22 protein-coding genes are annotated in these 26890 nt (G+C 71.4%); 6 read left to right on the plus strand and 16 right to left on the minus strand.

The window, feature by feature from the left end:
* The first annotated feature begins 319 nt into the window (after positions 1 to 319).
* The gene (pyrF, locus tag ASG87_RS17830; RefSeq protein WP_056008375.1) at positions 320 to 1132 is read left to right on the plus strand and encodes an orotidine-5'-phosphate decarboxylase; all 813 of its coding nucleotides are present in this window, start codon (positions 320 to 322) and stop codon (positions 1130 to 1132) included.
* Positions 1133 to 1264: 132 nt separating this feature from the next.
* Positions 1265 to 1996: a hypothetical protein gene (locus tag ASG87_RS17835; RefSeq protein ID WP_056008378.1), complete on the plus strand. Its 732-nt coding sequence runs from the start codon at positions 1265 to 1267 to the stop codon at positions 1994 to 1996.
* 36 nt (positions 1997 to 2032) lie between these two features.
* Here ASG87_RS17835 and ASG87_RS17840 read toward each other — a convergent pair whose 3' ends face one another.
* Together ASG87_RS17840 and ASG87_RS17845 are read right to left on the minus strand one after the other, a co-directional pair.
* Positions 2033 to 3217, minus strand: coding sequence for an acyltransferase (locus ASG87_RS17840; RefSeq protein WP_056008381.1), 1185 nt, complete (start codon positions 3215 to 3217; stop codon positions 2033 to 2035).
* Positions 3218 to 3754: 537 nt separating this feature from the next.
* Entirely contained in the window at positions 3755 to 4630 is an 876-nt protein-coding gene (locus ASG87_RS17845; RefSeq protein ID WP_056008384.1) for a LysR substrate-binding domain-containing protein, read from the minus strand.
* 92 nt (positions 4631 to 4722) lie between these two features.
* On the opposite strand from ASG87_RS17845, the gene ASG87_RS17850 reads away from it, so the two are divergent.
* On the plus strand, positions 4723 to 5763 hold the full coding sequence (locus ASG87_RS17850) for a putative sulfate exporter family transporter (RefSeq protein WP_056008387.1): 1041 nt from the start codon (positions 4723 to 4725) through the stop codon (positions 5761 to 5763).
* Between the two features lie 246 nt (positions 5764 to 6009).
* On the opposite strand, the gene tsaB is transcribed toward ASG87_RS17850, so the two are convergent.
* Together tsaB and ASG87_RS17860 are read right to left on the minus strand one after the other, a co-directional pair.
* Entirely contained in the window at positions 6010 to 6699 is a 690-nt protein-coding gene (tsaB, locus tag ASG87_RS17855) for a tRNA (adenosine(37)-N6)-threonylcarbamoyltransferase complex dimerization subunit type 1 TsaB (protein ID WP_056008390.1), read from the minus strand.
* On the minus strand, positions 6696 to 7436 hold the full coding sequence (locus tag ASG87_RS17860) for an inner membrane CreD family protein (protein ID WP_056008393.1): 741 nt from the start codon (positions 7434 to 7436) through the stop codon (positions 6696 to 6698). Before ASG87_RS17860 ends, tsaB begins: the two co-directional genes overlap by 4 nt.
* A 776-nt stretch (positions 7437 to 8212) precedes the next feature.
* On the opposite strand from ASG87_RS17860, the gene ASG87_RS17865 reads away from it, so the two are divergent.
* Complete coding sequence (locus ASG87_RS17865; RefSeq protein ID WP_157511149.1) at positions 8213 to 8623, plus strand: hypothetical protein; 411 nt, start codon at positions 8213 to 8215, stop codon at positions 8621 to 8623.
* On the opposite strand, the gene ASG87_RS17870 is transcribed toward ASG87_RS17865, so the two are convergent.
* Both ASG87_RS17870 and ASG87_RS17875 read right to left on the minus strand, forming a co-directional pair.
* Entirely contained in the window at positions 8595 to 10310 is a 1716-nt protein-coding gene (locus ASG87_RS17870; protein WP_082583063.1) for an MASE1 domain-containing protein, read from the minus strand. The two genes, ASG87_RS17865 and ASG87_RS17870, sit on opposite strands and share 29 nt — an antisense overlap.
* Before the next feature lie 247 nt (positions 10311 to 10557).
* Positions 10558 to 11427 (minus strand): helix-turn-helix transcriptional regulator, encoded by an 870-nt coding sequence (locus tag ASG87_RS17875; protein WP_082583064.1) that lies wholly within the window; start codon positions 11425 to 11427, stop codon positions 10558 to 10560.
* A 129-nt stretch (positions 11428 to 11556) separates the two neighbouring features.
* Between ASG87_RS17875 and ASG87_RS17880 the strand changes: the two genes are divergently transcribed.
* Positions 11557 to 12534 carry an alpha/beta hydrolase gene (locus tag ASG87_RS17880; protein ID WP_056008401.1) on the plus strand — a complete coding sequence of 326 codons (978 nt, stop codon included), beginning with the start codon at positions 11557 to 11559 and terminating at the stop codon, positions 12532 to 12534.
* Between the two features lie 295 nt (positions 12535 to 12829).
* Here the strand turns inward: ASG87_RS17880 and ASG87_RS17885 are convergent, their stop codons facing one another.
* The 10 genes from ASG87_RS17885 to ASG87_RS17930 form a co-directional block, all read right to left on the minus strand.
* The gene (locus tag ASG87_RS17885; RefSeq protein ID WP_056008404.1) at positions 12830 to 13222 is read right to left on the minus strand and encodes a DUF4440 domain-containing protein; all 393 of its coding nucleotides are present in this window, start codon (positions 13220 to 13222) and stop codon (positions 12830 to 12832) included.
* Between the two features lie 73 nt (positions 13223 to 13295).
* Complete coding sequence (locus ASG87_RS17890) at positions 13296 to 13664, minus strand: VOC family protein (protein ID WP_056008408.1); 369 nt, start codon at positions 13662 to 13664, stop codon at positions 13296 to 13298.
* Positions 13665 to 13666: 2 nt separating this feature from the next.
* Complete coding sequence (locus ASG87_RS17895; RefSeq protein WP_056008411.1) at positions 13667 to 15616, minus strand: ATP-dependent DNA helicase; 1950 nt, start codon at positions 15614 to 15616, stop codon at positions 13667 to 13669.
* 493 nt (positions 15617 to 16109) lie between these two features.
* The gene (locus ASG87_RS17900) at positions 16110 to 16316 is read right to left on the minus strand and encodes a hypothetical protein (RefSeq protein ID WP_056008414.1); all 207 of its coding nucleotides are present in this window, start codon (positions 16314 to 16316) and stop codon (positions 16110 to 16112) included.
* A complete protein-coding gene (locus ASG87_RS17905) occupies positions 16313 to 16660 on the minus strand; it encodes a hypothetical protein (RefSeq protein WP_056008416.1) in 348 nt (115 codons plus the stop codon). The genes ASG87_RS17900 and ASG87_RS17905 overlap by 4 nt, the downstream gene beginning before the upstream one ends.
* Positions 16661 to 17315: 655 nt before the next feature.
* Entirely contained in the window at positions 17316 to 17867 is a 552-nt protein-coding gene (locus ASG87_RS17910) for a tetratricopeptide repeat protein (protein WP_056008418.1), read from the minus strand.
* A 2-nt stretch (positions 17868 to 17869) separates the two neighbouring features.
* On the minus strand, positions 17870 to 20197 hold the full coding sequence (gene mrcB, locus ASG87_RS17915) for a penicillin-binding protein 1B (protein WP_056008420.1): 2328 nt from the start codon (positions 20195 to 20197) through the stop codon (positions 17870 to 17872).
* Positions 20198 to 21037: 840 nt separating this feature from the next.
* Positions 21038 to 21874 carry an NAD-dependent epimerase/dehydratase family protein gene (locus tag ASG87_RS17920; protein ID WP_056008424.1) on the minus strand — a complete coding sequence of 279 codons (837 nt, stop codon included), beginning with the start codon at positions 21872 to 21874 and terminating at the stop codon, positions 21038 to 21040.
* Positions 21875 to 21881: 7 nt separating this feature from the next.
* Positions 21882 to 23585: a hypothetical protein gene (locus ASG87_RS17925; RefSeq protein WP_056008426.1), complete on the minus strand. Its 1704-nt coding sequence runs from the start codon at positions 23583 to 23585 to the stop codon at positions 21882 to 21884.
* A 76-nt stretch (positions 23586 to 23661) separates the two neighbouring features.
* A complete protein-coding gene (locus ASG87_RS17930; RefSeq protein ID WP_056008429.1) occupies positions 23662 to 25788 on the minus strand; it encodes a bifunctional (p)ppGpp synthetase/guanosine-3',5'-bis(diphosphate) 3'-pyrophosphohydrolase in 2127 nt (708 codons plus the stop codon).
* Positions 25789 to 25927: 139 nt separating this feature from the next.
* On the opposite strand from ASG87_RS17930, the gene ASG87_RS17935 reads away from it, so the two are divergent.
* Complete coding sequence (locus tag ASG87_RS17935) at positions 25928 to 26887, plus strand: metallophosphoesterase (RefSeq protein ID WP_056008432.1); 960 nt, start codon at positions 25928 to 25930, stop codon at positions 26885 to 26887.
* Positions 26888 to 26890 lie beyond the last annotated feature (3 nt).

Below are 26890 nucleotides of genomic sequence, written 5' to 3' on the forward strand. Positions count from 1 at the left end.
GCTCGGGGCTCGGGAAAGCGGACAGTGGCGGGCTTGCCTGCCGCCGTCCACCGACACCCAGGGCACCGTCACCCCAGCGAAAGCTGGGGTCCAGCGCCTCCGCTGCGCAGGAAGGGCACTGGATTCCTGCCTGCGCAGGAATGACGAGCGGTAAAGTCGCCGGCCACAGCAAGTGATGCGCCCCCGGCAACCATAGGCCGCAGCGAGCGCGAGCCCACGGAAGCCCCAGGCCACCGGACCCAGGAACGGCAAGCGGAACGCCCCTCACTTCTCACTTCTCACTTCTCGCCCACCCACTCACTCCCGACCGGAGACCCCCATGCACTTCATGCAAACCCTGCAAGCCGCATGGCAGCGCAACGACTCCCTGGTCTGCGTGGGCCTGGACCCGGAGCCCGCGAAATTTCCCGCCCACCTGCGCGGCACGCCCGACGCGGTGTTCGCGTTCTGCCGCGCCATCGTGGACGCCACCGCCGACCTCATCTGCGCGTTCAAGCCGCAGATCGCGCACTTCGCCGCGCTGCGCGCGGAAGACGCGCTGGAACGGCTGATCGCGCACATCCACGAGCGGCACCCCGGCGTGCCGGTGATCCTCGACGCCAAGCGCGGCGACATCGGCTCCACCGCACAGCACTATGCCGCCGAGGCGTTCGAGCGCTACCGGGCCGACGCGGTCACACTCAACCCCTACCTGGGCCGCGACTCGATCCAGCCCTTCCTCGACCGTGCCGACAAGGGCGTGATCCTGCTCTGCCGCACCTCCAACCCCGGCGGCGCCGACTTCCAGGCGCTCGACTGCGGCGGCCGGCCGCTGTACCTGCGCGTGGCCGAGACCATCGCCCGCGACTGGAACGCCCACGGCAACTGCGCCCTGGTCACCGGCGCCACCTGGCCGGAAGAACTGGGCCGGGTGCGCGCCGCGGTCGGCGACATGCCGCTGCTGGTGCCCGGCATCGGCGCCCAGGGCGGCGACGTGGAGGCGGTGCTGCGCCACGGCCGCACGGCCAATGGCACGGGCCTGATGATCAGCTCGTCCAGGGCCATCCTCTACGCCGGCCAGGGCGAGGACTTCGCGCTGGCCGCGCGCGCCGCCGCCAGCGAATTGCGCGACGCCATCAACCGGCATCGATAAGGCCGAGCGATCGCGCGCCGGCGCACGACCGCCGCGCCCATCCGGCGTCGCCACGCACGCGTTGTAACCTGTGATCCTGCCCGGTGGCCGCTCCCGCCCCGCGCAGACTTCCCCACTCACAAGGAACAGCGCATGTCCGAACAGACTGCCGTCCGCATCGAAGACTGGAACCGCCTGCAGCGCGAGGTAGGCCGCCTGCGCCTGCTGGTGATCGTCGCCCTGCTCGCCGTGATCGCACTGGCCGCCTTGCCCCTGCTGCGCAAGCCGGACATCCCGGCCAAGCCCGATCCGGTCCTGCGCGCGCAGGGCCTGGTGATCACCGACGCCCAGGGGCACGACCGCATCCTGATCGGCGCCCCGGTCCCGGCCAGCAATGATCGCACCCGCAAGGACAGCGCCTCCGACGGCATCGTCTTCCTCGGCAAGACCGGCGCCGACCGCCTCGCGGTGGGACAACTGCCCACGCTGCACATCAATGGCAAGACCTACAAGCGCCGGGGCGACGACGACAACTACGGCATGACGCTCTACGACACCAAGGGCAGCGAGCGCGGCGGCCTGGCCTCCATGGGCACCGGGCGCGTCGGGCTCGCACTCGACCGCGCCACGCCCCCGTACGAGGCCATCGGCCTGATGATCGACGACTCGGAGAACTTCGCCGGGATGTACATCAATTACGGCGATCCCAAGGCACGGGACTCCGCCATCGAATTGGGCACCGGCACGGACAAAGTCAGCATCGCGCTCAAGGACAAGGACGGCCACCCCCGCGCCCGACTGGGCCTCGACGGAGCGAACAAGCCCGCGTGGCAGTTCGACGACGCCGCATCCGCCGCGAAGGCCGCACAGGACTCAAAGCACTGACCGCAACCCATGCGCAGCCATGGCTGCGCATGGGGATCATTCGACCGCGGCGTCCGCCGGCAGGCGCGCCTCCGCGGCCGGGGCGCGCATCAGCCTGGCACGCAGCCAGCGCTCGCACGGCAGCGACAACCCGCGCTCCACCGCTGCGCCCAGCAGCCAGCACAGTGGCAGGGCCAGCAGGTACCACAGGAAGCCGAGCCGCAAGTCGCCGCCGGTGGATTTGAACAGGCGCACCGCCGCGAACACCACGAACATGTGGCTGAGGTAGATCTCGTAGCTCAGCCGGCCGCACGAACGCAGCCAGCCTAGCCCCGGAACGGTCCAACAGCCGCGCAACTGGCGCTGGTGGCTGGCCAGGACCAGGCACAGCGACGACAGCGTCAGCACCAGCATGTAGCCGTCGCGCAGCCAGTGCCACAGCGCCCCGCCGTCCAGCAGCACCGCGAGCAGCCCCACCGCGCCCAACGCGCCCAGCAAGGCGGTGGTGCGCGCGGGCGGCACGCCCCAGCGCTGCGCCAGCAGCGCGCCCAGCACGCCCGTGGCGATCGCCGCCATGCCGGGCAGGTAGGCCTTCTCCAGCCAGATCTCGTTGCCGTGCAGCGCGGCGCGCGCCCATGGCAGCGACAGCGCCAGCACGGAGAGCGACGTCACCAGCACGGCACGGCGGCGCAGCAGCAGGCAGGCGACCGGAAAGCCGAGGTAGAACACTTCCTCGATCGACAGCGACCACAGCACGTCCCAGTTGCCGGGCAGGTAGCCGGTGCGGCCCTCGTACCAGTTCAGGTGCAGTCCCAGCACCGCCACGATCGCCCGCGGCAGCGACTGCCCCTCGCGCACGATCGTGTAGTCCGGCACGGCCAGCAGGTGCAGCAGGCTCAGCACCGCCAGCAAGGCCAGCAGGCAGGGCATGATGCGGGCGAAGCGGCGCGCGTAGAAGGCGCGCAGGTCGATCCGCTCCAGGCTGCCCCAGCGGCGCAGCGCGTTGGCGGTGATCAGGAAGCCGGAGATCACGAAGAAGACGAACACCCCTTCGTAGCCGTTGTAGTTCAGCCGGACCAGCAGCCAGGCCGGCAGCACGTCGGCCAGCGCGGTGGCCTTCAGCGGGATGCGCAGGCCGAGGTGGTTGAGGATCACCAGCACGATCGCCAGCCCGCGCAGCAGGTCGATGCCCGGATTGCGCCCGTCCTGCGCCTGCCCCGTCGCGCACGGCGTGTTTGCCATCGTCTAGTTCGCTCCCCGGTTGGATGCGGCATCCTCGGCCAGCACGGCACCGCGCGCAAGCCGCCCGGCAGCACCACCGTGGAACCATCGAAGCCACGCATGTCGCGGGAAGCACGATTCGTGGCGCCGCGCGGCATACGCGTCGTGCACGGCAAGCGCCGATAGCCCGGCAGCCGGCCGGCGGCGACGCCAGTCCCAGCAGCACGCCGGCCCTGCTGCACGCCGACCTGGATCGACGTCATTGCCCGACCATCGACGAACAGCCTTGCCTTGAACTGCGCTGTACCCTGAAAGCCTGTTCAAAGCCTCCCAAGTATCCCTGCAACGCGTCATCCCAGCGGCTTTCAACGGCCGAAGGGCCGGTCAAGCTGGGATCCAGTGTCTCTAGGTTTCGGAAAGGGGAAGCCGCTGAATTCCTGCTTGACCGGCCCTTCAGCTGTTGAAAAGCGTCTCGCAGGAATGACGAGCGAGGGATTTCAGTCCGGCGGGAGACTTTGAACAGGCCCCAAGCCGCAGAGCAAGTCCTCGCGCGGGGTTTCAAAGCGTGCGCAGGAACGCCTCCAGCAAGGCGCCGCGGTATTTCTGCCGATGCAGCAGCAACGACAGCTTGCGGCGCAGGTCGAGGAACGGCGTGTTCAATGCCTTCAGCCGGCCGGTGGCCAGGGCGTCGCGCACCGCCACCTCGGGCAGGCAGGCGATGCCGAGGCCGGCGGCGACCGCCTGCTTGATCGACTCGATCTGGTCCAGTTCCAGCACCGTCTCGCCCGGCGGCAACTGCGCCAGTACGCGCTCGCTGGTGGCGCGCGTGGCCGAGCCCGGCTCGCGCAGCACCCAGCGGGCGCCGGCGAAATCGGCCGGCTTCAGGCCGCGCTTGCGCGCCAGCGGATGGTCCGGCGGCGCACACACCCGCAGCACGTCGTCGCGCCACGGGCGCAGTCCCAGCATCGGATGCGCCACCGGCCCTTCGACGCAGCCCAGGTCGAGCGCATGGTCGAGCAACGCGGCGGCGATCGTGTCGGTATTGGCCACGCGCAGGCGGATCGCCACCTGCGGCTGGGTGCGCACGAAGTCGCCGAGCAGTTCGCCGACGCGGTAGTTGCCCACGGTATTGCTGGCGCCGATGCGCAGCTCGCCGGACAGCGCCTCGGCCTGCCCGCTGCCGAGCCGGCCGAACTCCGCGTGCCGCTCCAGCAGCTCCTGCGCGCGCGGCAGCAGTTCGCGGCCGCGCGCGTTCAGGCGCAGGCGGCCGCGCTCGCGGTCGAACAACGGCGCGCCGAGCTGCCGCTCCATCTCGGCCAGCGCCATGCTGGCGGCGGGCTGGGTCAGGTGCACGTGTTCGGCGGCGGCGCGCACGCTGCCGTGCAGGGCCGTCTGCACGAACACCTCGAGCTGGCGCGGGCTGATATTGAACATCAGCAGATCTTATACCCTCGATCAGATATTCAAAGTTTTATTGATCTTCCGGTGCCGGGACAATGACGGCTCTCCCAGAAGCGCACCTTCCCATGTCAGCCACCGCCGCCGTCGCCATCGCCAAGCCCTCCCTGCGCCAACGCCTGCCCGGCCTGCTGCTGGCGCTGGGCATTGCCGTCGTCGCGCTGGGGCTGGGCCGGCTGGCGCCGCTGGTGGGTGGGCCGGTCTGCGGCATCGTGCTGGGCATCCTGGTGCGCAACCTGGTGTCGCCGGGCGCGCAGTTCGCGCCGGGCATCCAGTTCGCCGGCAAGCAGGTGCTGCAATGGTCGATCATCGCGCTCGGCTTCGGCCTCAGCCTCGACCAGGTGGCTAAGACCGGCCTGGAATCGCTGTCGGTGACCCTGATCACGATGACCGTGGCCTTCCTTTCCGCCCGCGCGCTCGGCCGCCTGCTCGGCGTGCACGACAAGCTGAAGATACTGATCGGCGTGGGCACGGCGATCTGCGGCGGCTCGGCGATCGCCGCGGTGACGCCGATCATCAAGCCGGACGACCACGACACCGCGTTCGCGATCTCCACCATCTTCCTGTTCAACCTGGTCGCGGTGCTGCTGTTCCCCCTGCTCGGCCACCTGCTGCACCTGTCCGACCTCGGCTTCGGCCTGTGGGCGGGCACCGCGATCAACGACACCTCGTCGGTGGTCGCCGCCGGCTACAGCTTCAGCAAGACCGCCGGCGACTACGCCACCATCGTCAAGCTGACCCGCGCCACGCTGATCATCCCGATCTGCCTGGCGCTGGCGGTGATGGTGGCGATGCGCGAGAAGCGCAAGTCGAACGCGGGCGGCGGCACCGGCGACTTCAGCCTGGCGAAGATCTTCCCGTGGTTCATCCTGTGGTTCCTGGTGGCCTCGGCCATCCGCACCGCCGGGCTGGTGCCGGCGGCGATCCAGCCGGCGATCCATGCGGCGGCGGAATTCCTGATCATCGTCGCGCTCACCGCGATCGGCCTGTCGGCGAACCTGCGCAAGATGGCCTCGACCGGGCCGCGGCCGATCCTGCTGGGGCTGGGCGTGTGGGCCGCCGTGTCGGTGAGCAGCCTGGTGGTGCAGTTGCTGATCGGGCAGTTGTAGGAACCGCGCCGCTGAAGAAGGCGCGCGATGCGCGCCCGCATTCAGACTTGTTCAAAGCCGCTCGGGTATCTCCTATGAAGCGTCATCCCAGCCAAAGCTCGGATCCGGTGCCTCTAGGTTTTGGGGAAAGGGAAAGTCGCTGGATTCCTACTCTTGCCCCCTTCTCGGGGTTCGCAGGAATGACGAGCAGGCGCAGCAATGACGAGCGGAGCGCGTGAGGGGATTCCAGTCCGGCAGGGAGGGCTCTCAGGCCTTGCCCTGCTCCGCCAGCGTCAACGCGACCTTGTCGCGCAGGTACACCGGCAACGCCAGTTCCGGCGCATGCGCGCGGCCGGCCTGGAACTCGCGCACGGCCAGCTCTGCGACATGGCGCGCCTGCGGATAGCACGCGCCGTCGGCGGCCTGCAGGGGGCCGGTCAGCCGCCCGCGCAGCACGTCGGCATAGGCGGCCCAGCCGCTACCGACCACCTGCCACTGCGCCGCATCCGGCAACGACAGCGCCTGCGGATGGCAGACCCGCTCGTCGTCCAGCGGCACCAGGCCGCCGGCGCCGTCGCGGCGATAGCTTGCGGCGTAGATCTCGCCCATGCGCGCGTCGATCACGGCGAGGATCGCCGCGTCTTCGTCCTGCGCCTCCAATGCCAGTGCGGCCAGCGAAGACACCGTCACCACCGGCACGTCCAGTGCCAGCGCCATGCCCTGCGCCAGCGACACGCCCAGCCGCACGCCGGTGAACGCGCCCGGCCCGCGCCCCACGGCGATCGCATCCAGCGCATGCCGGCCGATGCCGGCCTCGGCGAGCAGCGCGTCGGCCATCGGCAGCACCAGTTCGGCATGCCGGCGCGGCGCCAGCTCGCTGCGCGCGATCACTTCCTGCCCGTGGACCAGGGCGACGGAGCAGGCTTCGGTGGCGGTTTCGATGGCTAGCAGGTTCATGGCCGCTCCATGATAGCGGCTGCCGGCGCTGCCGCGGCCGGCGCGCAGCCATACCAGTCGATACGGCGGGTGAGGTACATCATCAGCGCCACCGTGGCCGGCAACGCCATCGAGCCGATCGGCAGCACGTACTGCCCGTAGAGCATCGCGTACGCCATGCCGGGCACGCCGCCGAGCAGCGAGCCCGCGCGCCGCGCCGGCAGCACCGCCGTCGCGCAGCCGGCGACGATCGGCACCAGTGCGGCTTCGGCCACGGCGTAGGCGGGGCCGAAGCCGATCTGCTCGGACAGGGCCAGCAGCAGCACGTAGAAGGTCGCCAGCGCGGCGCCGATCAGCAGGTACTGCACCGGGTGCACGCGCAACCGCCTCAACATCTCGAACAGGAAGAACGCCACGAAGGTCATCGCGATGAACAGCAGGCCGTACTTCCCCGCCCGCTCGTTGCGCTGGCAGAGGCCCGCCGGCCGGTACGGCTCAACGCCGGACGCCGAGGCGCGCAGGGCATCGTCGATGCGGTCGCTGCCCGCGTCCCGATGCTGGCCGTAGCTGCGGCTGGAGTCGAGCATGTGCCAGTGCGCGGTGAATCCCTGCACCGTGACGCTGCGCTCCAGCGGCAGCGTCGCCCCGCCGAAGCCTGGATCGGGCCACGGCGCGCGCATGCGCACACCGGTGCTGCGCGCCAGCGACAGCAGTCGCAGCGAGCCGTTGCCGGCCACCTTCGCCATCAGGCTTTGCATCCACGTCCTCATCGCGCCGCCCCCAAGTAACCGGAGCCTCGATCACACCAGTACGCCGGGCACCGCAGCGGGCGCGCCAGGGCGAAACGCGGGCGCCGCGGTGGCCGGCGGGAGCCCTCGTGCCGGCCGACGCGAACCGGGCGGCCATCCAGCACGGGCGATACCCTCCCGCTCACGACCCCGGAATCCTTTTGCCAGCGGAAGCCCTCGGCCGCTCGTCGCCGCGCGGACTCACCGGTCGATTTCGCCGTGGCGGGCAGCATCCGTCGCACCGATACGACCGGCGACGCGCCTACGCCCGATGGCGACACGACCTTCGGCTCTCTCCTGGACCGTGCCAACCCTGCCGATCCGGAAGCCGGTCATGCGTGGCGATGCATGCCGCATGTCCCGGCACGCAGGCGAAGCCGCTTCGTTTGGACGTCCATTCCGGACCCTCCCATCCTGCCGTGCATCGGGGCCGCGGCACGCGGACGGCTCCATCGCCAGGCGCCAGGCCATCCGGAGCCGGCGATCCACTTCGCGTACAGCACGGCTTCGCACTGCTACACACTGCTCAATATCGGCGCCATAGGACACTTTCCGATCAATGTTGCCGACGCGTAGGCTTGCTGGGCCGGCATGTCGCCGGCGACCGCAATACCGGTCCTTGGTCGCAATAAAGGACGCCGCGCGGCGGCGTCCTAGATAAACCATTGTCTCAAACGAGGGGAAAACCTATGTACCAGATATCGAATCGGTGGATCGCGAAATTTGCGGCGGCTGGACTGCTGGCAGTGTCCGCGGCCTGCACGGGTGCCTTCGCGGCGGAGTCGGCGCCGTCCACCGGCCTCGGCCAGGCCTGGCCGAACGCTCCGGACGTCAGCGCCAGCCCGCATTGGCACGTATACGCCTTCCAGCGCGCGGGCATTCGCTACATCCAGGTCAACGACCTGAACGGCAACGTCCGCGCCGCCTTCGCGACCTCGGGCGAGGATTTCCTGAGCCTGCCGATCGGCCTCGACGCCTCGCGCCTCGCCACGCCGCAGGATCCGCTGCCGCCGCCGGCGAGCGGCGCCGGGGAGATCGTCTACCACGACGGCGCCGTCCAGGTGCTGGTCGCGCCGCAGACCGACGGCACCGTCCAGTTGCGCGCGGCCCCGGGCACGTGCAACGACCCTATCGAGTGCAGCTCACACCTGAACTGACCCGCACGCCTCGCTTCCGGTCGCTCCCGCGCGGAGCGACACGGGCGCCCGTCCCCTCGGCCACGGGCGCGACGCGCAAGGCATCCTGCAGCAGCAGCGTGGCGCGCGTCCCCCCGGCGAAATCGCGCAGGTACGCCTTGCCGCCGTAGATCTGTGCGCGATCGGAGATCGGCGCGATCTCCAGGCCGCTGGCGCCCAGCAGCGACATCACCTGCTGCCACGCATCCGAATCGGGCTGCATCGGGCTGCTGGCCGGATCGGGATGCTTCGTGCCGACCAGCCGCATGACTACCCAGCGCCGTCCGTCGCGGCTGCCGCTGCGGAGCTGGAGCCGCACGTGCCCGACGGGATGGCCGGTCAGCAGAAGCACCAGCATTTCGCACGCCAGCCGGTAGAGCGCCATCTGGACGTCGGCCGCGAACTGGTCCAGCCCGCCTCCCGCGAGGCGGCAGCGATAGCTCGCGCCCGCCATCGCGATCGCGCGCGCGAACGAGCCGTCCTCGAAGGTGGCGGACAGGCCGCGCTCCAGCACCGCGCGCGGATAGAGCGCCTTCGCCAGGCGATGCATCTCGTGCTGGGTGACCGCGGCGCGGCGGAAATACGCGCGCTCCTCGCTCGCCGAAAGGCTGTGCCGCAGGCGTTCGAGCAGGCGCCCCTGATGCTCGCTTACCGACTGGCCGATGTGCTCGAGCGTCTCGGCGAAATGCCGCAGGCGCATCTCTTCCAGATAAAGGCTCTGCTGCGCCTGCCGCAATCCGAACGAAGCGGTGTCGGCGCCCTTTCCCTGCGTCGCGCGGACGGCCTTCTCCTGCGCGATGCGCGCGCCGAAGATGAGCAGGGTGGAGATCACGAACGCGATGAGCGCCTGGGCCTGGATCACCGCCGGGTCGCGGGCCGTGGTCGAGGTGATCGCCACCGCCACGCTCGCCAGCATGCCGCCGAAGGCCGCACCCTGCCATCCGTGCCGCAGCGCCAGCCACGCGACCGGCAGGAACATCAGGATGCGGCAGATCTGCATGGTGTCGAAATCGTCCGTGGACGCCAGCCACGTCAGCACGGCCAGCGAAGGCACCAGCCCGATCGCGCAGTCCCGGGCGAGCGCGCTGCCGCGAACCGCCGGCCACGCCGGTTCGTGCAGGCGTTCGGCGAGCCACAGCCGCAGGGCCAGGGCCGCCGGCGCCAGCGTGAGCGCGCCGAGGTAGTTGCCGAGGAAATAGACGAACACGACCTGCACCGTGACCGCCGGCGGCAATGCCCCGCCGGGCAGGTGCACGAGCGACAGCGCCGCGGAATTCCGGATTGCCGTGATCGCGGCAAAAGCCAGGGCGGACAGGAGCACCGCGGCCATGCTGGCCTGGCTGCCGCCGTCGAACAGGCCGCCGCGCCGCCGGAACCAGGCCACTACCGGCGCGCACAGCACGATCGGCGGAATCGCGGCGATGCTCGCCCAGCCGGCGCCGAACTGGTCGTAGCAGGACCAGACCTCGTGTCCCACCGGGATGGCCTCGCCGAGGATCAGCGCCGGCCAATAGCGATATGGCATTAGCAGGAGGCACGCCAGCCGCAGGCCGGCAGGCAGGTTCCAGTTCGAGACCGACACGCTCCGGAGCAACGCGTAGCACACCGCATAGGCGGCTACGATGGCCAGATGGCGCCACCAGGCATGTCGTCCGGTTCCCTGCCCCATACCTTCCTTCCCCTTCGTTGCCGTTGCTCCCCGCAACCCGATTGCCGCCGAGCACTGACGTGCCGGCCACGGACGGCCTCCTGCCGCCCGTGGCACTGCAACATGATCGGACGGAACGGGTATTTTCCGCTACATCACTTTTGGAAGGGCGCGCGCCGGAACGTCAAGGAAACGTGATTTTCATCACGATTTCATCGTTTTGCGGCCTTCTTGCGGCCAGCCGGCAGAACTTTGCGCCGGGGCGTCTTCATTCCGCCGCGGCGGCGGCCGGTGCGTCGTCCCGCGCCAGCGCGCGGCAGAGTTCCGCCGTCGCCTCGTCGACCGGGAAGCAGCACTCGATGTGCAGCTCGTCGACGGTCACGTCGCGCGGCGTTCCGAAGGTGGTGATGGTCGAGAAGAAACGCAGTTCGCGCTCGCCTCGCCGAAGCACGGTGGTCAGCAGCGGCGAAGGCGCCGCTTCCAGTTCGCGCATGCGCCAGTGCGCCGGCACGCCGGGATAGCCGAGCACCTCGTCGAGCAGGGCGCGCGCGCCGGCATCGGCCGGGTCCGCCGCGACCGCCTGGTGGAGATGGCGCAGCAGGTCGCTGGCGACTTCCTCCCAGTTCGCCACCGCCATGCGCAGGTCCTCCGGATCGAAGAACTGCCGCAGCATGTTGGCGTGCCTGGCGGGACGACCGTCCATGACGAAGCGGTTCACCCGCATCGCGGCGCGGTTCGCCATCAGCACGTCCCAATGCCGGTTGAGCAGGAAGGCCGGGTACGGCTCCTGCTGGACGAGGATGAATTCGATCGCGCGCCGCACCTGCGCCAGCTCCGGCGTAGCGAGTGGCGTCTCGGCATAGCCCGGCGCGAAGCCGGCGGCCGCCAGCAGCGCATTGCGCTGGCGCAGCGGCATTCCCAGCGCGTCGGCGAGCCGCACCACCATCTCGCGGCTCGGCTGCGCCTTGCCCGTCTCGATGCAGCTCAGGTGCCGCGCCGAGGTGCCCGCATCGAGCGCGAGCGCGAGCTGGCTCAGCCGCCGCGCCGCGCGCCATTCGCGCAGCAGGTTGCCCAGCCGGCCGGCCGGCACGGGCCGTGGCGGATGCGTGTCGATGCTGTCCAAGCGCGGTCGCCCCATGCAGGTTCCTGCACGGATGCTACGGCCAGCCGCCTGCGCAGGCCATGACTTCGCAGGTCATTGAGCGCGGGCGACGCGGCGCGAATCATGGCCGGGCAGCGGCAAGCGGCCGCCCCACGAGGACACCCCATGCATCGCAGAGCATTCATCCAGCTGACGGCAGGCGTGCTGGCCGGCAGCCTGTTCGCCCGATACGCGGCGGCCGCGGGCAAGGCGGTCGCCGCGGCCACCGGCCCGCTGGACGCGGCGGCCTATCGCGCCCGTCGGCGGTTCGCGCCGACCCGGTTCGGCCGCATCGCCTACGTCGAGCGCGGCGCCGGCGATGCCGCGCTGTTCCTGCACGGCTTCCCGCTCAACGGCTTCCAGTGGCGCGGCGCGCTCGACCGCCTGTCCGCGCATCGCCGCTGCATCGCGCCGGACTTCATGGCGCTGGGCCATACGGAAGTGGCCGACGGCCAGAGCGTCGCGCCCGACGCGCAGGTGGCGATGCTGGCGACCCTGCTGGACACCCTGGCGATCCGCAGCGTCGACCTCGTCGCCAGCGACAGCGGCGGCGCGGTGGCCCAGTTGTTCGTCGCGCGCCATCCCGGGCGCGTGCGCAGCCTGCTGCTCGCCAACTGCGACACGGCGATCGACAGCCCGCCGCCGGCCATGCGGCCGGTCATCGCGCTGTCCCATGCCGGCACCTTCGTCGACCGCTGGCTGGTGCCGTGGCTCGCCGACAAGGCGCTCGCCCGCTCGCGCGAGGGCATCGGCGGCATGTGCTACGCCGACCCGGCGCATCCCACCGACGAGGCCATCGAGCAGTACTTCGCGCCCCTGGTCGCCTCGCCGCGGCGCAAGGCGCTGGTGCATGCGTATGCGATCGGGCTGGAACGCAATCCGCTGGTCGCCATTGAGCCAGCGCTCAAGCGCTCCACCGTGCCCACGCGCATCGTGTGGGGCATGGGCGACACGATCTTCTCGCCGGAGAACGCCGACTACCTGGACCGCACCTTCGGCAATTCGCGCGGCGTGCGCCGGCTGGAAGGCAGCAAGCTGTTCTGGCCCGAGGAGCGCCCCGGGGTCATCGCCGAGGAGGCGCGCCGGTTGTGGGGCGTCGCCTGAGGCTTTTCACGGCGCGCGCGCCGCCGCGTCCGGTGGCGTGAGGCGTATGGCTGAAGCCTTCTGCGGGCCGCTTCAAGATCTTCGGGCTTCATCCATCGAAACGTCATCCCTGCGAAGACAGCACAAAAGCGAGCTTGCGAGCGCCGAACAACCGAAGGCTGGCCCCGCAGGGGCGAACGTAGCGAGTCATCCAGCGATTAAATGCTTCAAGAACAGAGGCGCTGATCCCTGCTTTCGCAGGGATGACGGGATAGAACCCAAGATCCGGTCCGGCGGATGGATCTCGAGCAGGCGCTCAGGGATCGCCCACCGGCGTTCCCTGGTGGAACAGCACCTGCCAGTCGTCGCCGGTGCGGCGCCAGATCGTCGTACGCCGGCTCAGGCGTTCCTGCTGGCGCAGGGTGTAGGTGAGCAGGTAGGTGGACGGCCCCAGCTCGCGGCAATGGAAGTCGCATGTCTCCCACCCGGCCTCGGCCGGGTCGGCTTCGCGCTGCTCCAGCACGTCCAGCACGTATTGCCGGCCGTAGCGGCGGCCGGACGCGCCGACCTCCCAGAAATCGTCCGCCGTCATCCGCTCGAAATCCGCGCGCGTGCTGGCGAAGGCGGGGCGATGGAAGATCGGCTCGCGCCGGCTCAGCTCGTCCAGCACGGACGCCAGCCGCGGATCGTTGACGAGGTCCGGCTCCACGAACGCTCCTATGCCGCCGCACCGGCCTGGTGCCGCCGGCGCGGCGATGGAGCGTGCGACGGAGCGACGGCGCTCACGCCGGCGGCTGCCACAGCTCGATCCGCGTGCCTTCCGGGTCCATGATCCAGCCGAAGCGGCCGAACTCGCTTTCCTCCACGCGCTCGTCCACCGCCACGCCGTCGGCGCGCAACTGCGCCAGCAGGGCGTCGAGATCGTCGACGCGGAAGTTCACCATGTACGGCTGCGTGCTCGGCGCGAAGTAGCCGGTGTCGGCGGCGAACGGCGACCACAGCGTATAGCCGGCACGCGACGCGTCCTCCGCGAAGCGCGCCCCGCCCCAGTCGTCCACGTCGAGCCCGAGATGCTTCGCGTACCACGCGCCGAGCGCCGCGGGGTCGCGGGCCTTGAAGAAGATGCCACCCAGTCCGGTCACTCTTGCCATCGCTACTCTCCCGCGGCGGCGATGCGCGGCGTCGCCGCGTCGCCAAAGAAGGCCCGCACCTCGGCCGGTTCGCGCGTACGCGGCATCGGCGGCAGGCTGGCGAGGAACAGCTTGCCATAACCCTTCGTGGTCAGGCGCGGGTCGCACAGCACCAGCACGCCGCGGTCGTGCACGTCGCGGATCAGGCGGCCGGCGCCCTGCTTCAGCGCGATCGCCGCGCTCGGCACCTGCCAGCCCATGAACGGGTTGATGCCCGACTGCTCCAGCGCGTCCAGCCGCGCCTGCAGCACCGGGTCGTCCGGCGCGGCGAACGGCAGCTTGTCGATCACCACCACCGACAACGCCTCGCCGGCCACGTCGACGCCTTCCCAGAAACTCGCCGCGCCCAGCAGCACGCCGTGGCCGGAATGGCGGAACTCCTCCAGCAGCCGGTGCCGCGGCGCACTGCCCTGCACGAACAGCGGCCACGGCACGCGGTCGGCCAGCAGCTCGGCGGCGCGGCGCAGCGCGCGGTGCGAGGTGAACAGCAGGAAGGCGCGCCCGTTCGACGCCTGCAGCACCGGCAGCACCGCATCGAGCACGCGGTCGGTGTAGTCGCGCGCGGCCGGGTCGGGCAGGCCCTGCGGCAGGTAGCACAGCGCCTGGCGGGCGTAGTCGAACGGGCTGTCCAGGCTCAGCGTCTGCGGGTCGTCCAGCCCGAGCTGGCGCGCGAAGTGGTCGAACCGGCCGGCCACCGACAGCGTCGCCGAGGCATGGATCCACGCCGCCTGGGTGCGCTCGCGCATCGCGCGCAGCGGTGCGGCCAGGTCCAGCGGCGTGGCGTACAGCGCGAAGCCGCGCGGGAACAGTTCGTACCAGCGCACGTCCTGCTCGGACGATTGTTCGGCGATCCGTTCGAGCCGCTCGCACAACTGCGCTGCGCGCTCGTATACGTTGGCGAAGCCGCGCGAGCGCTCGGCCTGCGAGGCGAGCAGGTCGGTCAGCGCGGCCAGCAGCTCGCCCAGCCCGTGCAGGCCCTCGCGCACCGCCGCGACGCCTTCGAGCTGGTGGAACGGGCCACGCGGCGGCAGCGGGTCCATCGCCAGGCGCAACTGGCGCACGGCGTCGTGCAGCGCCTCCACCGGCTCCAGCAGCAGGCCGGCCGCGCCGGTGACGCCGCCGCACTCGCGCAGCGCGTCCTGCGCCAGGTCGCCAAGCTGGCGCGCGCTGACGCTCTGCGAGAAGAACTGGCCGGCCAGCTCGGGAATCTGGTGCGCCTCGTCCAGGATGAAAGCCTGCGCGCCCGGCAGGAGTTCGCCGAAACCTTCCTGCTTCAGCGCGAGATCGGCGAACAGCAGGTGATGATTGACCACCACCAGGTCCGCCTCCTGCGCCTCTCGGCGCGCCTTCACCACGTGGCAGTCCTCGAAGAACGGGCACTCCGCGCCGAGGCAGTTCTCAGCGGTCGAGGTGACCCGCGGCCACAGCGGCGACTCCTCCGGCACCTCGGCCAGCTCCATCCGGTCGCCGCGCCGCGTGCGCGCCGACCAGGCGCGGATCGCGGCAAGCTGCGACGCCTGCGCGCGGTCGAAGCTGGCGCCCTCGCGCACGGTCTGGTCGAGCCGGTACAAGCACAGGTAGTTCGCGCGCCCTTTCAGCAGTGCCGTCTTCAGCCGCGCGCCGAGCACCGAATGCACCTTCGGAAGGTCGCGGAAATACAACTGGTCCTGCAGCGCCTTGGTGCCGGTGGAGACGATCACCCGCTCGCCCGAGAGCAGCGCCGGCACCAGGTAGGCGTAGGTCTTGCCGGTGCCGGTGCCGGCCTCGGCGATCAGCGTCTCGCGCTCGGCGATGGCGTGCTGCACGGCCCGCGCCATCGCCTGCTGCGCCTCGCGCGGCGCGAAGTTCGGCAGCTCGCGGGCGAACGGGCCATCGGCGCCGAGCAGCGCGGCAACGTCATCGGGATCGGTCATCGCGCAAGTATGGCCGAGTGGGTGCGCGCGACAAACCCGCCGCCGCGCGGATGCCGCAGAATGGCCTCCCCCGGCAGGAGCCGCACATGAGCGAAACCACGGTCAGCGACTGGTAATGTGCCGCCGGCCGGCCCGACGTCTATCCCGAAATGCCGGTCACGCTGCAGGGCTGGGGCGACGCCATCGGCGCCGTCGAGTGGATCATTACCCGCGCCACGCATCGACTGGACGGCAACGGCGGCTACACCACCGTGCTGGAACTGGAAACAAGGCCACCGCCGCCGACCATCCGGCCAGGGACGACGACGGCAACGACGACGACGAGGCCAACGCGTGACGCAACCGCCAGAACCTCCAACGCGGCCCGCCACGGCCCGCCGGCCGCGCGGCCCATACGTGACCGACCACACCTGTGCGCGTGCCCCATTCGCTATTGGATCAGGTGCGCGCCCTGCTCGCCGACCACCAGCGGCAGACGCAGGCGCCGCGGTAGTCAGCGCGGGTCGACGCCCTGTCGCTCGCGCAGTTGCCGGCGCAACCGCCGGTTGTCGAGGATCAGGCTGGCCAGCACGATCACCAGCAGCACCAGCGTAGCCCACTCGACGCCGAGGTAATGCCAGAACGCCCACGCCAGCGCGCTCACCACCAGGGCGGCGGCCAGCAGCAGCGCCTCGTCTTTCCGGTTCGGTGCCTTGTTCATGCCTGCAACCGCATGCGTGCCGCGTACGAGCGTCGGGAAGGATGCCCCGGCGTGTAGACCTCCGGGTGCACCTGGAAATGCCGCACCAGCCAGGGCGCGCCGGGATAGTGCTGGCGGGCGTAGCTGATCGCATCGAGCATGCTGCTGCCGCAGGACAGGTATCGCCCGGTGGCCACGGCCGCGCTGCCGACCACGCCGCCGGTGTACCAGGCCGCGCCGCCGGCGCCGACCACCATCAGGATTTCGCTGGTCTTGCCTGCAAAGGCCAGTTCGCGCACCGTCACGAGCGGCCCGAACTCCTCGATCACGCCGACGATGCCGCCCGTGGTGGTGGCACTCGTCATCAGCCTTGCGTAAAGCGTTTGCGGCACCGCGAGCCCAGCCCGTCCATGTTCTCCCTGGAGTACGCGCCCCAGTTCGATTGGTCCGGGCAACGTTCCATGACATGCGCTCCTTGCGTTGTAGTGGCCCGATGCTACGGCACCTACGCGGTGGACGGCGTGGCGTGGCGCCCAATTACAGCCGAGCATTGAAAAGGATCGCGCGTCGGTTCCACTGGACCCCGAAGTTGGCCAAAGGGCCTGGCACCTGTCGGTTCGTGCCTGATTGCGCGATGAAGGCAGCATGCCGCATGTAGCGGCGCGGCGCTGTAGGGGAATGCCACCTGCGTAGGAGTGCCGCGGCGGCGGCCGACGCGTCCTGTCAGCCGGCCGCTGGCCCGCGATGGCTGCTGGATCGAGGAAACCGCCCCGGCCGCCTTGCTGCTGCAGGTGGACGTGGTCGACGGCGGCTGGCAGTGGCGCTGCGTCGGCGCGCGGCGCGGCGCGTGGCGGGTCCCGCGCTGGCTGTTGCCGCGCAGCCGGGCCGGCAAGCGCATCGAGGACGGCCGCTACCGCTTCGAGGTCGGCTTTTCGCTGCCGCTGTTCGGCGAGGTGCTCGCCTACGAAGGGTCGCTCGAAGGGTGCCGGCGACGCCCGTCCGCGCCGGATCAGGGTCCGCTCAGTAGCGCGGGATGCCTTCCTTGTGGCACCCCTGCACGCCCTTGCGCGCATTGGCGGCGCCGGCCTGGTCGCCGGCCTGCAGGCGCATCTCCACGATGGTCTGCCAGTTGCGCGCGCACAACGGGCCGAGCTTGGGGCCGAGCGACCACGACTGGTGGGCGAGCTTCTCGGCCGTGGCGTAATCCTTCAGGCGCACGGCGATCTCGGCGCGGTCCTGCAGCAGGTCGGGCGACTCGGGATTGAGCTTGAGCGCCTGGTCGAGCCTGGCGGCGGCATCGGCGTAGCGGCCGGCGCGCTCGTCGGCCCGCGCGGCGTCCTGCCACGCGCCGACGCCGGGATCGCGCAGGGGCGCGACGTCGATCACCGACTTCTCGCGGTCGCCCGCCGCGCGGATCGCCGCCACCTGGTCGTAGGCCGGGCGCGCCGGGCGGACGGGCTGGGTCGGCGCCGGCGCCTCGAAGCAGCCGGCGAGCGCAAGTGCGGCCAGCACGGCGCATGGCCCGAGGATCGTTTTGCCGGAAAGGCCCGGCGCGAAGAAGCGGTACGTCATCGTCAATTCCGGATGGGAGCGGTGGTGGCCGGGGCGGGGTGGTTGCCGTCGCCGCCGAAGAAGTCGCCCACGCGCTGCCAGAAGCAACCTTCCGTGTCCTGTGGGAGGGAGCCGGAAACTACCGGCACTTGCCGCGCGCCTTCGCACTCGGGCTGGGTGCGCCGGCCGTCGGAAGGATTGATCCAGGCCAGCTCCAGGCCGTCGCCCGGCGCGGCGGAAAGCGGCATCGAGGGAAGCTTGCGGAACAGCTCCTGCCATGCGCGCAGGGCGCCGCTGGCGCCGTGCAGGCTGGTCTGCTTGTTGTCGTCGCGGCCCATCCAGAACACCGCCAGGTGCTGGCCGGTGAAGCCGGCGAACCAGCTATCGCGCTGGCTGGTGCTGGTGCCGGTCTTGCCGGCGGCGTTGAGGAAGGACAGGCCGACGCGGCCGATCGAGGCCGCCGTGCCGGTGCGCGCCACCTGCTGCATCGCCCAGGTCGTCAGCCGCACCGCTTCCTGGTACTCGCCCTTGCCGGCCTGCACTTCGTAGCGCTTGATCGTCTGGCCCTTGCCGTCGACCACGCCGCGCACCGCGACCAGCGGCAGCGCATGGCCGTCCGCGGCGATGTACTGGTACAACTGCGCCACCTGCAGCGGCGCCAGGTCGATCGCGCCGAGCAGCAGCGACGGGCTCGGGTTGACGCCGGTGAGGCCGAACGATTCCAGGAACGCCTTGATCCGGCCCACCCCGATGTCCATCCCCAGGTGCACGCTGGCGAGGTTCCACGAGCGGGTCAGCGCGTCGATCATCGGCACCTGGCCGTGGCTCTCGCGGTCGTCGTTCTGCGGCGTCCACAGGCTGCCGTCCGGCTGGCGCAGCGCCACCGGCGAATCGTCGACCAGGCTGGCGAGGTTCCAGCGCTGCGGCTGGCTCAATGCCACGAGGTAATAGAGCGGCTTGATCAGCGAGCCGATCGGCCGGCGCGCGTCCAGCGCGCGGTTGAAGCCCTGGTCGCCCGGGTCCTTGCCGCCCACCACCGCGAGCACGCTGCCGCTGTGCGCGTCGGTGACCACCGCGGCCGCCTGCACGTTCTGGCCGCGCTTGCCCAGGTCGTCCAGGGTGCTGCGGATCGCCTGCTCGGCGTAGAGCTGCGCGGCGGGATCGAGCGTGGTGAAGATCGACAGGTTGCCGGCGCTCAGCGTCTGGTCGTCGAAGTCGCTGATGATCTGCGTGCGCACCAGTTGCATGAAGGCCGGGAAGCGGTTGTGCGGCAACTGCCCGTTGCCGACGATGCCCAGCGGCGCCGCCTCGGCGGCGTTGGCCTGGGCGGCGCCGAGCAGGCCGGTCTCGACGAACTGCTGCAGCACCAGGTTGCGGCGCGCCAGCGCGTGCTCCGGATAGCGGCGCGGATCGTAGTAGCTCGGCCCCTTCACCATGCCGACCAGCAGCGCGATCTCCTGCGGCCGCAGGTCTTCCAGCCGGCGGCCGAAGTAGAACTCCGCCGCCGCCGCGAAGCCGTGCACCGCCTGGTTGCCCTGCTGGCCGAGGAACACCTCGTTGACGTAGGCCTCCAGGATGCGGCTCTTCGGGTAGTGCGCCTCGATCAGCAACGACAGCAGCGCCTCGTTGAACTTGCGCGTGAGGTTCTGGCCGCGGTCGAGGAACAGGTTGCGCACCAGCTGCTGGGTCAGCGTGGAGCCGCCCTGCACCGTGTGCCCGGCGCGCAGGTTGGCGAAGCTGGCGCGCAGGATCGCCGAGAAATCGATGCCGATGTGGTGCTTGAAGTCGCGGTCTTCCACCGCCTGCAGGCCCGCCACCAGCAGCGGCGGTACGTCGCCCAGGCGCACGATGCGCCGCTCTTCCTGCTGCGCGCCGTACAGCGTGGCGATGCGCGCCGGGTCCAGGTGCGCCAGTTTGACCGGCTTGCCGCTGGCCTCGTCCACGACCGAGCCGACCTGGCCCCGGGCGAGGGTCACGCGCAGGCGCTTGGGCAGCTCGCCGCCCTCCGGTCCGGCATAGCCACGCGAAGAGATCAGGAAACGCGAGCCCTCGCGCGCCCAGGTACCGGGCACCTGGCCGTGTCCGTCGTTGCCGTAGCCGGCGAAGGTCAGCTCCAGCTCCAGCGCCGCCGGAGACATCGGCGTGCCGGCTGCCAGCGCCAGCGGCCGCGCGTAGACGCGGGTGGGCACGGCGAACACGAGGTCGTTGAAGCGGTCCTGCACGCGCTTGTTGAGGATCAGCGTGTACGGCAGCAGGAAACCGAGGAACAGGCCGGTGCAGACCCAGAACGGGATGCGCAGCCAGGGCCAACTGCGGCGAAGGAGCGAGCCGAATCGTCTGATCAGTTCCAACGCGGGATATCCGGGCCAAAAGTGCGTCGATCATAGGGCCTGCCACCCGGCGGGCATATGAACACCGGGAGCGGAGGGTGGCGAAACGCGGGCAATCCACTGCCTTCGCGCGGGCGGTTCCGGGGCCTGGCCACGATCCCTCTCCCGGCCGGCGTTGCCTTGCCCTGGCCGCCGGGAGCCATGCACGGCGAAGCACCCGGCATGGATCAGAGGCGCTGGGTTCCGGCTTGCGCCGGGACGACGGGCAAAATCGGACCTTGAGGCGACGGCCCACTACACGTTCGTCATTCCTGCGCAAGCAGGAATCCAGCGCCTTCATTCGACGGCCCGGAGGCACTGGATCCCGGCCTGCGCCGAGATGACGGGCAAAGTCGAACCTTGAGGCGACGGCCAACTACACGTTCGTCATTCCCGCACAGGCAGGAATCCAGCGCCTTCATTCGACGGTCCGGAGGCATTGGATCCCGGCCTTCGCCGGGACGACGGGCAAAGTCGGACCTTGAGGCGACGGCCAACTACACGTTCGTCATTCCTGCGCAGGCAGGAATCCAGCGCCTTCATTCCAACGGTCCGGAGGCATTGGATCCCGGCCTTCGCCGGGATGACGGGCAAAGTCGGACCTTGAGGCGACCTGCCTTCGCCGGGATGACGGGCAAAGTCGGACCTTGAGGCGGCGGCCTACTACACGCTCGTCATTCCTGCGCAGGCAGGAATCCAGCGCCTTGGCGTTCGACGGCTAGGAGGTGCTGGATCCCGGCCTGCACCGGAATGACGATGGGATACCGGGGCCGGGACCGGAGATGACAACAATGCCGGGGCGACAGATGACGGGCAAGAGCCCTAGGGCGCCGGCCAGCAACCGGCGTCCGGGCGGAACGGGCGCGGCGCCACGCCGAGCAGCCGTTGCAGCTCGGCGTTGTCGGCCACCAGGTCGGTCTCCAGCCGCGTCAGCGGCCCGCGCAGGCGCGGCACCGCGCGGCGCCCGGCCCGCAGCAGCCATGCCGGCAGCGGCAACGGCAACGTCGCCACCGGCAGGCTGCGGCGCACCCGCGCGAACATCTCGCCGGCCGGCAGCCGCTCGCCGCCGCCCAGCGCCAGCACCTTGCCGGCGGCCTGCGGCGCATCCAGCGCGGCCAGCACCGCCTGTGCGATGTCGTCCGCATGCACCGGCTGGCGCAGGCCACTGCCGGCCGGCAGCGGGAACAGCCGCGTGCGCATCGCGCGGCGGGCGATCGGCGAGAGGCTCTTGTCGATGCCGGCGCCGTAGATGATCGTGGGACGCAGCACCGTCCACGCGCAGCCGAGGCGCGCACAGGCTTCCGCCAGGGCGGCCTCGCCGTCGCGCAGTTGCCGCGAGATGGCGCGCTCGGCCGGCACCTGCGAATCGCGCTTGCTGTCGGCGCTCATCGAGCTGGTGGCGACGATCCGCGGCGCGCCGGCCGGCGCCGCCCGCTCCAGCCAGCGGGCGAACGGCTGCAGCGGGCCGAAATTGACGATCGCCGAGACCGGCGGCAACGCCGGCACCGCGTCGGGCAACTGCCCGACCAGCCATCGCAGCCCCGCCTGGCCCGGCCGCTGCACGCGGCTGACCGCCAGCACGTCGTCGCCGCGCGCGCGCAGCCGCGGCAGCAGGAAATGGCCGATCTGGCTGCTGCCGCCGAAAACGAGGACGGTCATGGCGCCGTCAGCGGGCGGCCTGCAGCCGCGCCGCCACGTCCTGCAGGCGCGGCAGGTTCGGCGCGACCTTGCGCGCCTGCTCCACCGACTGCGTGGCGTTGGCGCGGTCGCCGCGGGCGAGCTGCTGCTCGGCCTGGTCCAGCCACGCACCGGCCAGGCGCTGGCGCCACTGCTCCTGGCCGGCGTCGCCCGGCGCCAAGTCGGAGAGGTCGGCCAGCAGTTCGCCGGCCTGCGCCAGGTTGCCGTTCGCCAGCGCCTGCTCGAGCTGGCGCGAGACCAGGTTGGGCAGGTTCTGCAGGCCCTGTCGCGCCGGGCCGTTGTTGCCGTCGATCGCCAGCGCGCTGCGGTACAGGTCGTAGGCGCTCTCGCCAGGCGGCAGCATGATCTGGCCGCGCCGGGCCGCGGTCTGCGCCCGCGTCACCAGCGACGCCACTTCGGCGCTCTGCGCCGGCGTCAGCATGGCCGGAACGGTCGCTTCCGCATCCGGCGCCTGCGCATCGCTGCGGCCGCCCGCGCTGCCCGTGCCTTCGCTCGCATCGCTGCCCAGCCGCGCGCGCGCCGCCGCGAGGTCGGCGGACCGGGGGGCCAGCGCGGCCGCCGCGTCGAGCAGGCGCGCGGCCGCGGCGCGGTCGTCGCCGTCCAGCGCGGCATTGGCCTGCACGATCAGCGCCTGCGCCACCTGGCCCAGGCCGGCGCGAGCCTCCGCGTTGTCCGGATCGAGCGCCTGCGCACGCTTGAAGTAGGCCAGCGCGGTGTCGTCGCCTTCGCCGCCGATGCGGCCGGCGCGCAACGCCTCCTGGCCCTGCTTCAGCGCGGTGGCCAGTGCGTCGCTGTCCTGCTTCCGGCCCTGCGCCAGCGCGGCGCGCAGCGACGGCAGCTCGCCGTAGTTCGGCAGCAATGCGGCCAACTGGTCGATGCCGGCACCGGCAGCGGCGAGGTCGTTCGCGGCCAGCGCGGCGCGCGCCTTCGCGGCCAGCGCCGCGCCCACCTTGTCCAGGCCGTGCGCGGCCACCGCGTTGCCGGGGTCGCCGGCAAGCACGCGCCGGTACAGCGCGCCGGCGCCGTCGCTGCCGTCCAGCCTGCCGGCGGCGAGCGCCTGCTGCGCCTGTTCGATCAGGCCGTCCGCCTGCGTCGCTGCGCCGCGCGCCCGGGCGATCGCGGCATCCAGCCGGTCGACGTCGCTGCCGCCGCCGAGCAGCTCGCGCGCGGCGTCCAGGGTGCGGCCGGCCTCGTCCAGCTTGCCGGCGTTGAGCGCCGCATCGGCGCGGGCCAGCTCGGCCATGCCGACCTTGCGCAGGCCGTCGCGCGCGCGGTCGTTGTCCGGCTCCTGCGCGCGCGCCGACTCGAACAGTTCGCGCGCGCCGTCCGGGCCGTCGAGGCGGCCGTCCTGCAAGGCCAGCTCGGCGCGGCTGAGCGTGTCGTTGAGCCCGGTGCTCGGCACCAGCCCGCGCAGGCGGTCCTGGTTGAGCCACAGCACCAGCAGCAGGCCGAGCACGGCCAGCAGCAACAGCCACGGCCAGCGCCGCGGCGCGGCGGCGCGCGACGCCCCCGCGCCGTGCGAAGCGCGGCGGCGCTCCGGCTCGATGGTGAGCTGCGGCAGGTCGTCCCGCGGCGGGCCGGCCGGCGGCGGCGCGTCCAGGTGGTCCAGGTCGCCCAGGGTGGGCTCGGTGCGACTGCGTGGCCCTTCGTGCTGGTCTCGACGTCCGCTCATGCCTGCATGCTGTTCCGGTGACCGCGGCAGCTTAGCATCGCGCTGGCGCGGCCCCCGCCCGAGCCCTCGCCAGCGTTCAGCTTGCGCTGACGCGCCGCGCCTCGGTCACGTTGGGCAGCGCCACCAGCTTGCCGAGCAGGGTGGACAACTGCTCGAAGTCGCGCACGCGCAGGGTGAAGCGCATCTCCGCCACGCCGGTATGCGGCGACACCCGGTTGGTGAAGGCGATGATGTGGGTGCCGCTGTTGCTGATCACTCCGGTGACGTCCTTCTGCAGGTCCTTGCGGTCGTAGCCGTGCAGCTCGACGTCCACCTCGTAGGATTGCGCGGCCGCGCCGCTCCAGCTCACCTCGATCACCCGGTCCGGATCGCGCTGCGCCAGCCGCGCCAGGCTGGCGCAGCCGGCGCGGTGCACCGACACCCCGCGACCGCGGGTGATGAAGCCGCGCACCGCGTCGCCGGGCAGCGGCTGGCAGCAGCGCGCCAGCACGGTGAGCAGGTTGCCGACGCCCTCGATGCGCAGCGCGCCGCCGTCCGGCGCGGGCTGGCGCGCCGCCAGCGGAGGCCGCTCCGGCTCCACCGGCTGCGCCGCCTCCTGCAGCAGGCGCGCGATCTGGCCGGGCGTCACCTCGCCCAGCGCCAGCGCGACCAGCAACTCGTCGTGGGTCTTCAGGTGGAACTGCGCCGGCAGCCGCGAGACGTCGGCCTGCGGCAGCGCCAGCCGCTTCAGCTCGCGCTCGAACATCGCGCGGCCGGCGGCGAGGTTGGCGTCGTGCGCGATCCGGCGGAACCACGCGCGCACCTTGTCCCTGGCGCGCGAGGTGTTGAGGTAGCCATGGTGCGCGGAAAGCCAGTCGCGGCTCGGCTCGGCCATCTTGGCGGTGATGATCTCCACGCGGTCGCCGCTGGAGGGCTGGAAGGTCAGCGGCACGATGCGTCCGTTGACCTTGGCGCCGCGGCAGCGGTGGCCCACCTCGGTATGCACGTGATAGGCGAAATCCAGCACGGTCGCGCCGTGCGGCAGGTCGAACACCTCGCCCTTGGGGGTGAGCAGGTAGACGCGGTCTTCCAGCAGCTCGGTGCGCAGCTCGGCGGCCAGCTCGCCTTCGTCACCGCCGCGCGGCTCCAGCAGCTTGCGCATCCAGGCGATCTTCGCCTCGAACTCGGCGTCGGCGCCGCCGCCTTCCTTGTAGCGCCAGTGCGCGGCGACGCCCAGCTCGTTGGCGCGGTGCATCTCGTGGGTGCGGATCTGCACTTCCAGCGTCTTGCCGCGCGGGCCGACCACCGCGGTGTGCAGCGAGCGGTAGCCGTTGCCCTTGGGCCGCGCCAGGTAGTCGTCGAACTCGCGCGGCAGGTGCGGCCACAGCGTATGCACCACGCCCAGCGCGGCGTAGCAGTCGGCCACGCTGTCCACCAGCACGCGCACCGCGCGGATGTCGTACAGGTCGGAGAAGTCCAGCGACTTGCGCTGCATCTTCTTCCAGATCGAGTAGATGTGCTTCGGCCGCCCGGCCAGCTCGGCGCGGATGCCGGCCGCGTCGAGCGCGCGTTGCAGTTCGTCCAGCGATTCGCGGATGAAGGCCTCGCGGTCGGCGCGCCGCTCGTCCAGCAGCCTGGCGATGCGCCGGTAGATGTCCGGCTGCAGGTGGCGGAACGCCAGGTCTTCCAGCTCCCACTTCAGTTGCCAGATGCCCAGCCGGTTCGCCAGCGGCGCGTGGATGTCGCGGGTCAGCCGCGCCAGCGCCAGCCGCTCCGGCTCCGGCAGGGCCGCCGCCGCGCGCATCTTCGCCAGTTGGCGCGCCAGCAGCACGAACACCACGCGCAGGTCGCGGATGATCGCCAGCAGCAGCCGGCGCAGCCCCTCGGAGCCGCCCTCGGGAGCGCGCTGCGCGTGCAGCGTCCATACCTTCCCGGCGGCGCGCTGGCCTTCCACCAGCCGGCGCAGTTCTTCCGGCAGCTTCGCTGCGTGCGCCTCCCACGCGGCCGCATCCATCCGCGCCAGCTCGAACCACAGCGCGGCCGCCTGGGTCTGCGCGTCGCAGCCGAGCATCGCCAGCAGGTCGAGCACGTCGGCGCATTCGTCCGGGTTCGCCAGCCGCCCGGTGCAGGCCGCCAGCGCCTCGGCCAGCGCGCCCGGCAGCGGCTCGGCGCGGGCGCGCCAGGCATCCAGGGCAGAACTTGCGGGGGCGGGGACTTGCGCCATCGGTGGGGACTCCTCGCCCGCCATTCTAGAGGCTGGCCGCCTCGCGGTCCCGTGCGGCGCGGCGCCGCGGCGGCGGCGGGCGGGAATAAAACGCCCGCCCGATCGATCTTGTGATCCACCTACCCCCGGAACCGCCGCCATGACCGACCACGACTTCGACCCTTCCCACGACCCCGGCCGGCGCCAGGCGCTGGGCTGCCTCGCCGCCTGGACCGGCGCCGCGGTGCTGTGGAGCGTCGCCGGCGGCGTGCCGCGCGCGCTGGGCATGGCGGCCGGCGGCGAGGCCGCCGCGGCGCCGCCCGGCGCCCTGAGCTTCGTGCAGATCAGCGACACCCACATCGGCTTCAACAAGGCCGCCAATCCCGACGTGGTCGGCAGCCTGCGCCGCGCCATCGCGGACATCAACGCGCTGCCGCAGCGCCCGGCCTTCGTGGTGCACACCGGCGACATCAGCCACCTCTCGCGCGCCGACCAGTTCGGCCAGGCGCGCGAGCTGTTCCAGGAAATCCGCACCGACCGCCTGCACACCGTGCCCGGCGAGCACGACGCGATCGACGACGGCGTGGCCGGCTACCTGCGCGTCTTCGGCGCCGACGGCAGGGGGCGCTCCTGGTACAGCTTCGACCAGGGCGGCGTGCACTTCGTCGGCCTGAACAACGTGCAGAACTTCAAGGCCGGCACGATGGCTGCGCTGGGCGACGAGCAACTGGCCTGGCTGAAGGCGGACCTGGCCGGCGTCGCGCATTCCACGCCGGTGGTGGTGCTGGCGCACATCCCGCTGTGGACGATCTGGGCGCCGTGGGGCTGGGGCACCTCCGACGCCGACGCCGCGCTCGCGCTGCTGCGCCCGTTCGGCTCGGTCACCGTGCTCAACGGACACATCCACCAGGTGATGCAGAAGGTGGAAGGCCACGTGGCGCTGCACACCGCCATGTCGCTGGCCTATCCGCTGCCCACGCCGGGACAGGCCGGCATCGGCGAGCCGGGGCCGGTCACCGTGCCGCCCGGCCAGCTCGGCAGGCTGCTCGGCACCCGGCGGGTCTCGCTGGTGCGCGGCAACCGCCCGCTCGCCCTGATCGACACCCCGCTCGACCGCTGATCC

Origin of the sequence: Frateuria sp. Soil773, from assembly GCF_001428405.1 — a bacterium.
Classification (GTDB): domain Bacteria; phylum Pseudomonadota; class Gammaproteobacteria; order Xanthomonadales; family Rhodanobacteraceae; genus LMSL01.

Bases quoted from the DNA above. Each gene is read 5' to 3' on its own strand.
- ASG87_RS17895 (WP_056008411.1), bottom strand. From the start codon at position 15,616: ATGACCGATCCCGATGACGTTGCCGCGCTGCTCGGCGCCGATGGCCCG.
- ASG87_RS17880 (WP_056008401.1), top strand. From the start codon at position 11,557: ATGCATCGCAGAGCATTCATCCAGCTGACGGCAGGCGTGCTGGCCGGC.
- pyrF (WP_056008375.1), top strand. From the start codon at position 320: ATGCACTTCATGCAAACCCTGCAAGCCGCATGGCAGCGCAACGACTCC.
- ASG87_RS17835 (WP_056008378.1), top strand. From the start codon at position 1,265: ATGTCCGAACAGACTGCCGTCCGCATCGAAGACTGGAACCGCCTGCAG.
- ASG87_RS17935 (WP_056008432.1), top strand. From the start codon at position 25,928: ATGACCGACCACGACTTCGACCCTTCCCACGACCCCGGCCGGCGCCAG.
- ASG87_RS17905 (WP_056008416.1), bottom strand. From the start codon at position 16,660: ATGACGAGTGCCACCACCACGGGCGGCATCGTCGGCGTGATCGAGGAG.
- ASG87_RS17875 (WP_082583064.1), bottom strand. From the start codon at position 11,427: ATGGGGCGACCGCGCTTGGACAGCATCGACACGCATCCGCCACGGCCC.
- ASG87_RS17910 (WP_056008418.1), bottom strand. From the start codon at position 17,867: ATGACGTACCGCTTCTTCGCGCCGGGCCTTTCCGGCAAAACGATCCTC.
- ASG87_RS17930 (WP_056008429.1), bottom strand. From the start codon at position 25,788: ATGGCGCAAGTCCCCGCCCCCGCAAGTTCTGCCCTGGATGCCTGGCGC.
- ASG87_RS17870 (WP_082583063.1), bottom strand. From the start codon at position 10,310: ATGGGGCAGGGAACCGGACGACATGCCTGGTGGCGCCATCTGGCCATC.
- ASG87_RS17890 (WP_056008408.1), bottom strand. From the start codon at position 13,664: ATGGCAAGAGTGACCGGACTGGGTGGCATCTTCTTCAAGGCCCGCGAC.
- tsaB (WP_056008390.1), bottom strand. From the start codon at position 6,699: ATGAACCTGCTAGCCATCGAAACCGCCACCGAAGCCTGCTCCGTCGCC.
- ASG87_RS17860 (WP_056008393.1), bottom strand. From the start codon at position 7,436: ATGCAAAGCCTGATGGCGAAGGTGGCCGGCAACGGCTCGCTGCGACTG.
- ASG87_RS17850 (WP_056008387.1), top strand. From the start codon at position 4,723: ATGTCAGCCACCGCCGCCGTCGCCATCGCCAAGCCCTCCCTGCGCCAA.
- ASG87_RS17920 (WP_056008424.1), bottom strand. From the start codon at position 21,874: ATGACCGTCCTCGTTTTCGGCGGCAGCAGCCAGATCGGCCATTTCCTG.
- ASG87_RS17900 (WP_056008414.1), bottom strand. From the start codon at position 16,316: ATGAACAAGGCACCGAACCGGAAAGACGAGGCGCTGCTGCTGGCCGCC.
- ASG87_RS17845 (WP_056008384.1), bottom strand. From the start codon at position 4,630: ATGTTCAATATCAGCCCGCGCCAGCTCGAGGTGTTCGTGCAGACGGCC.
- ASG87_RS17925 (WP_056008426.1), bottom strand. From the start codon at position 23,585: ATGAGCGGACGTCGAGACCAGCACGAAGGGCCACGCAGTCGCACCGAG.
- ASG87_RS17840 (WP_056008381.1), bottom strand. From the start codon at position 3,217: ATGGCAAACACGCCGTGCGCGACGGGGCAGGCGCAGGACGGGCGCAAT.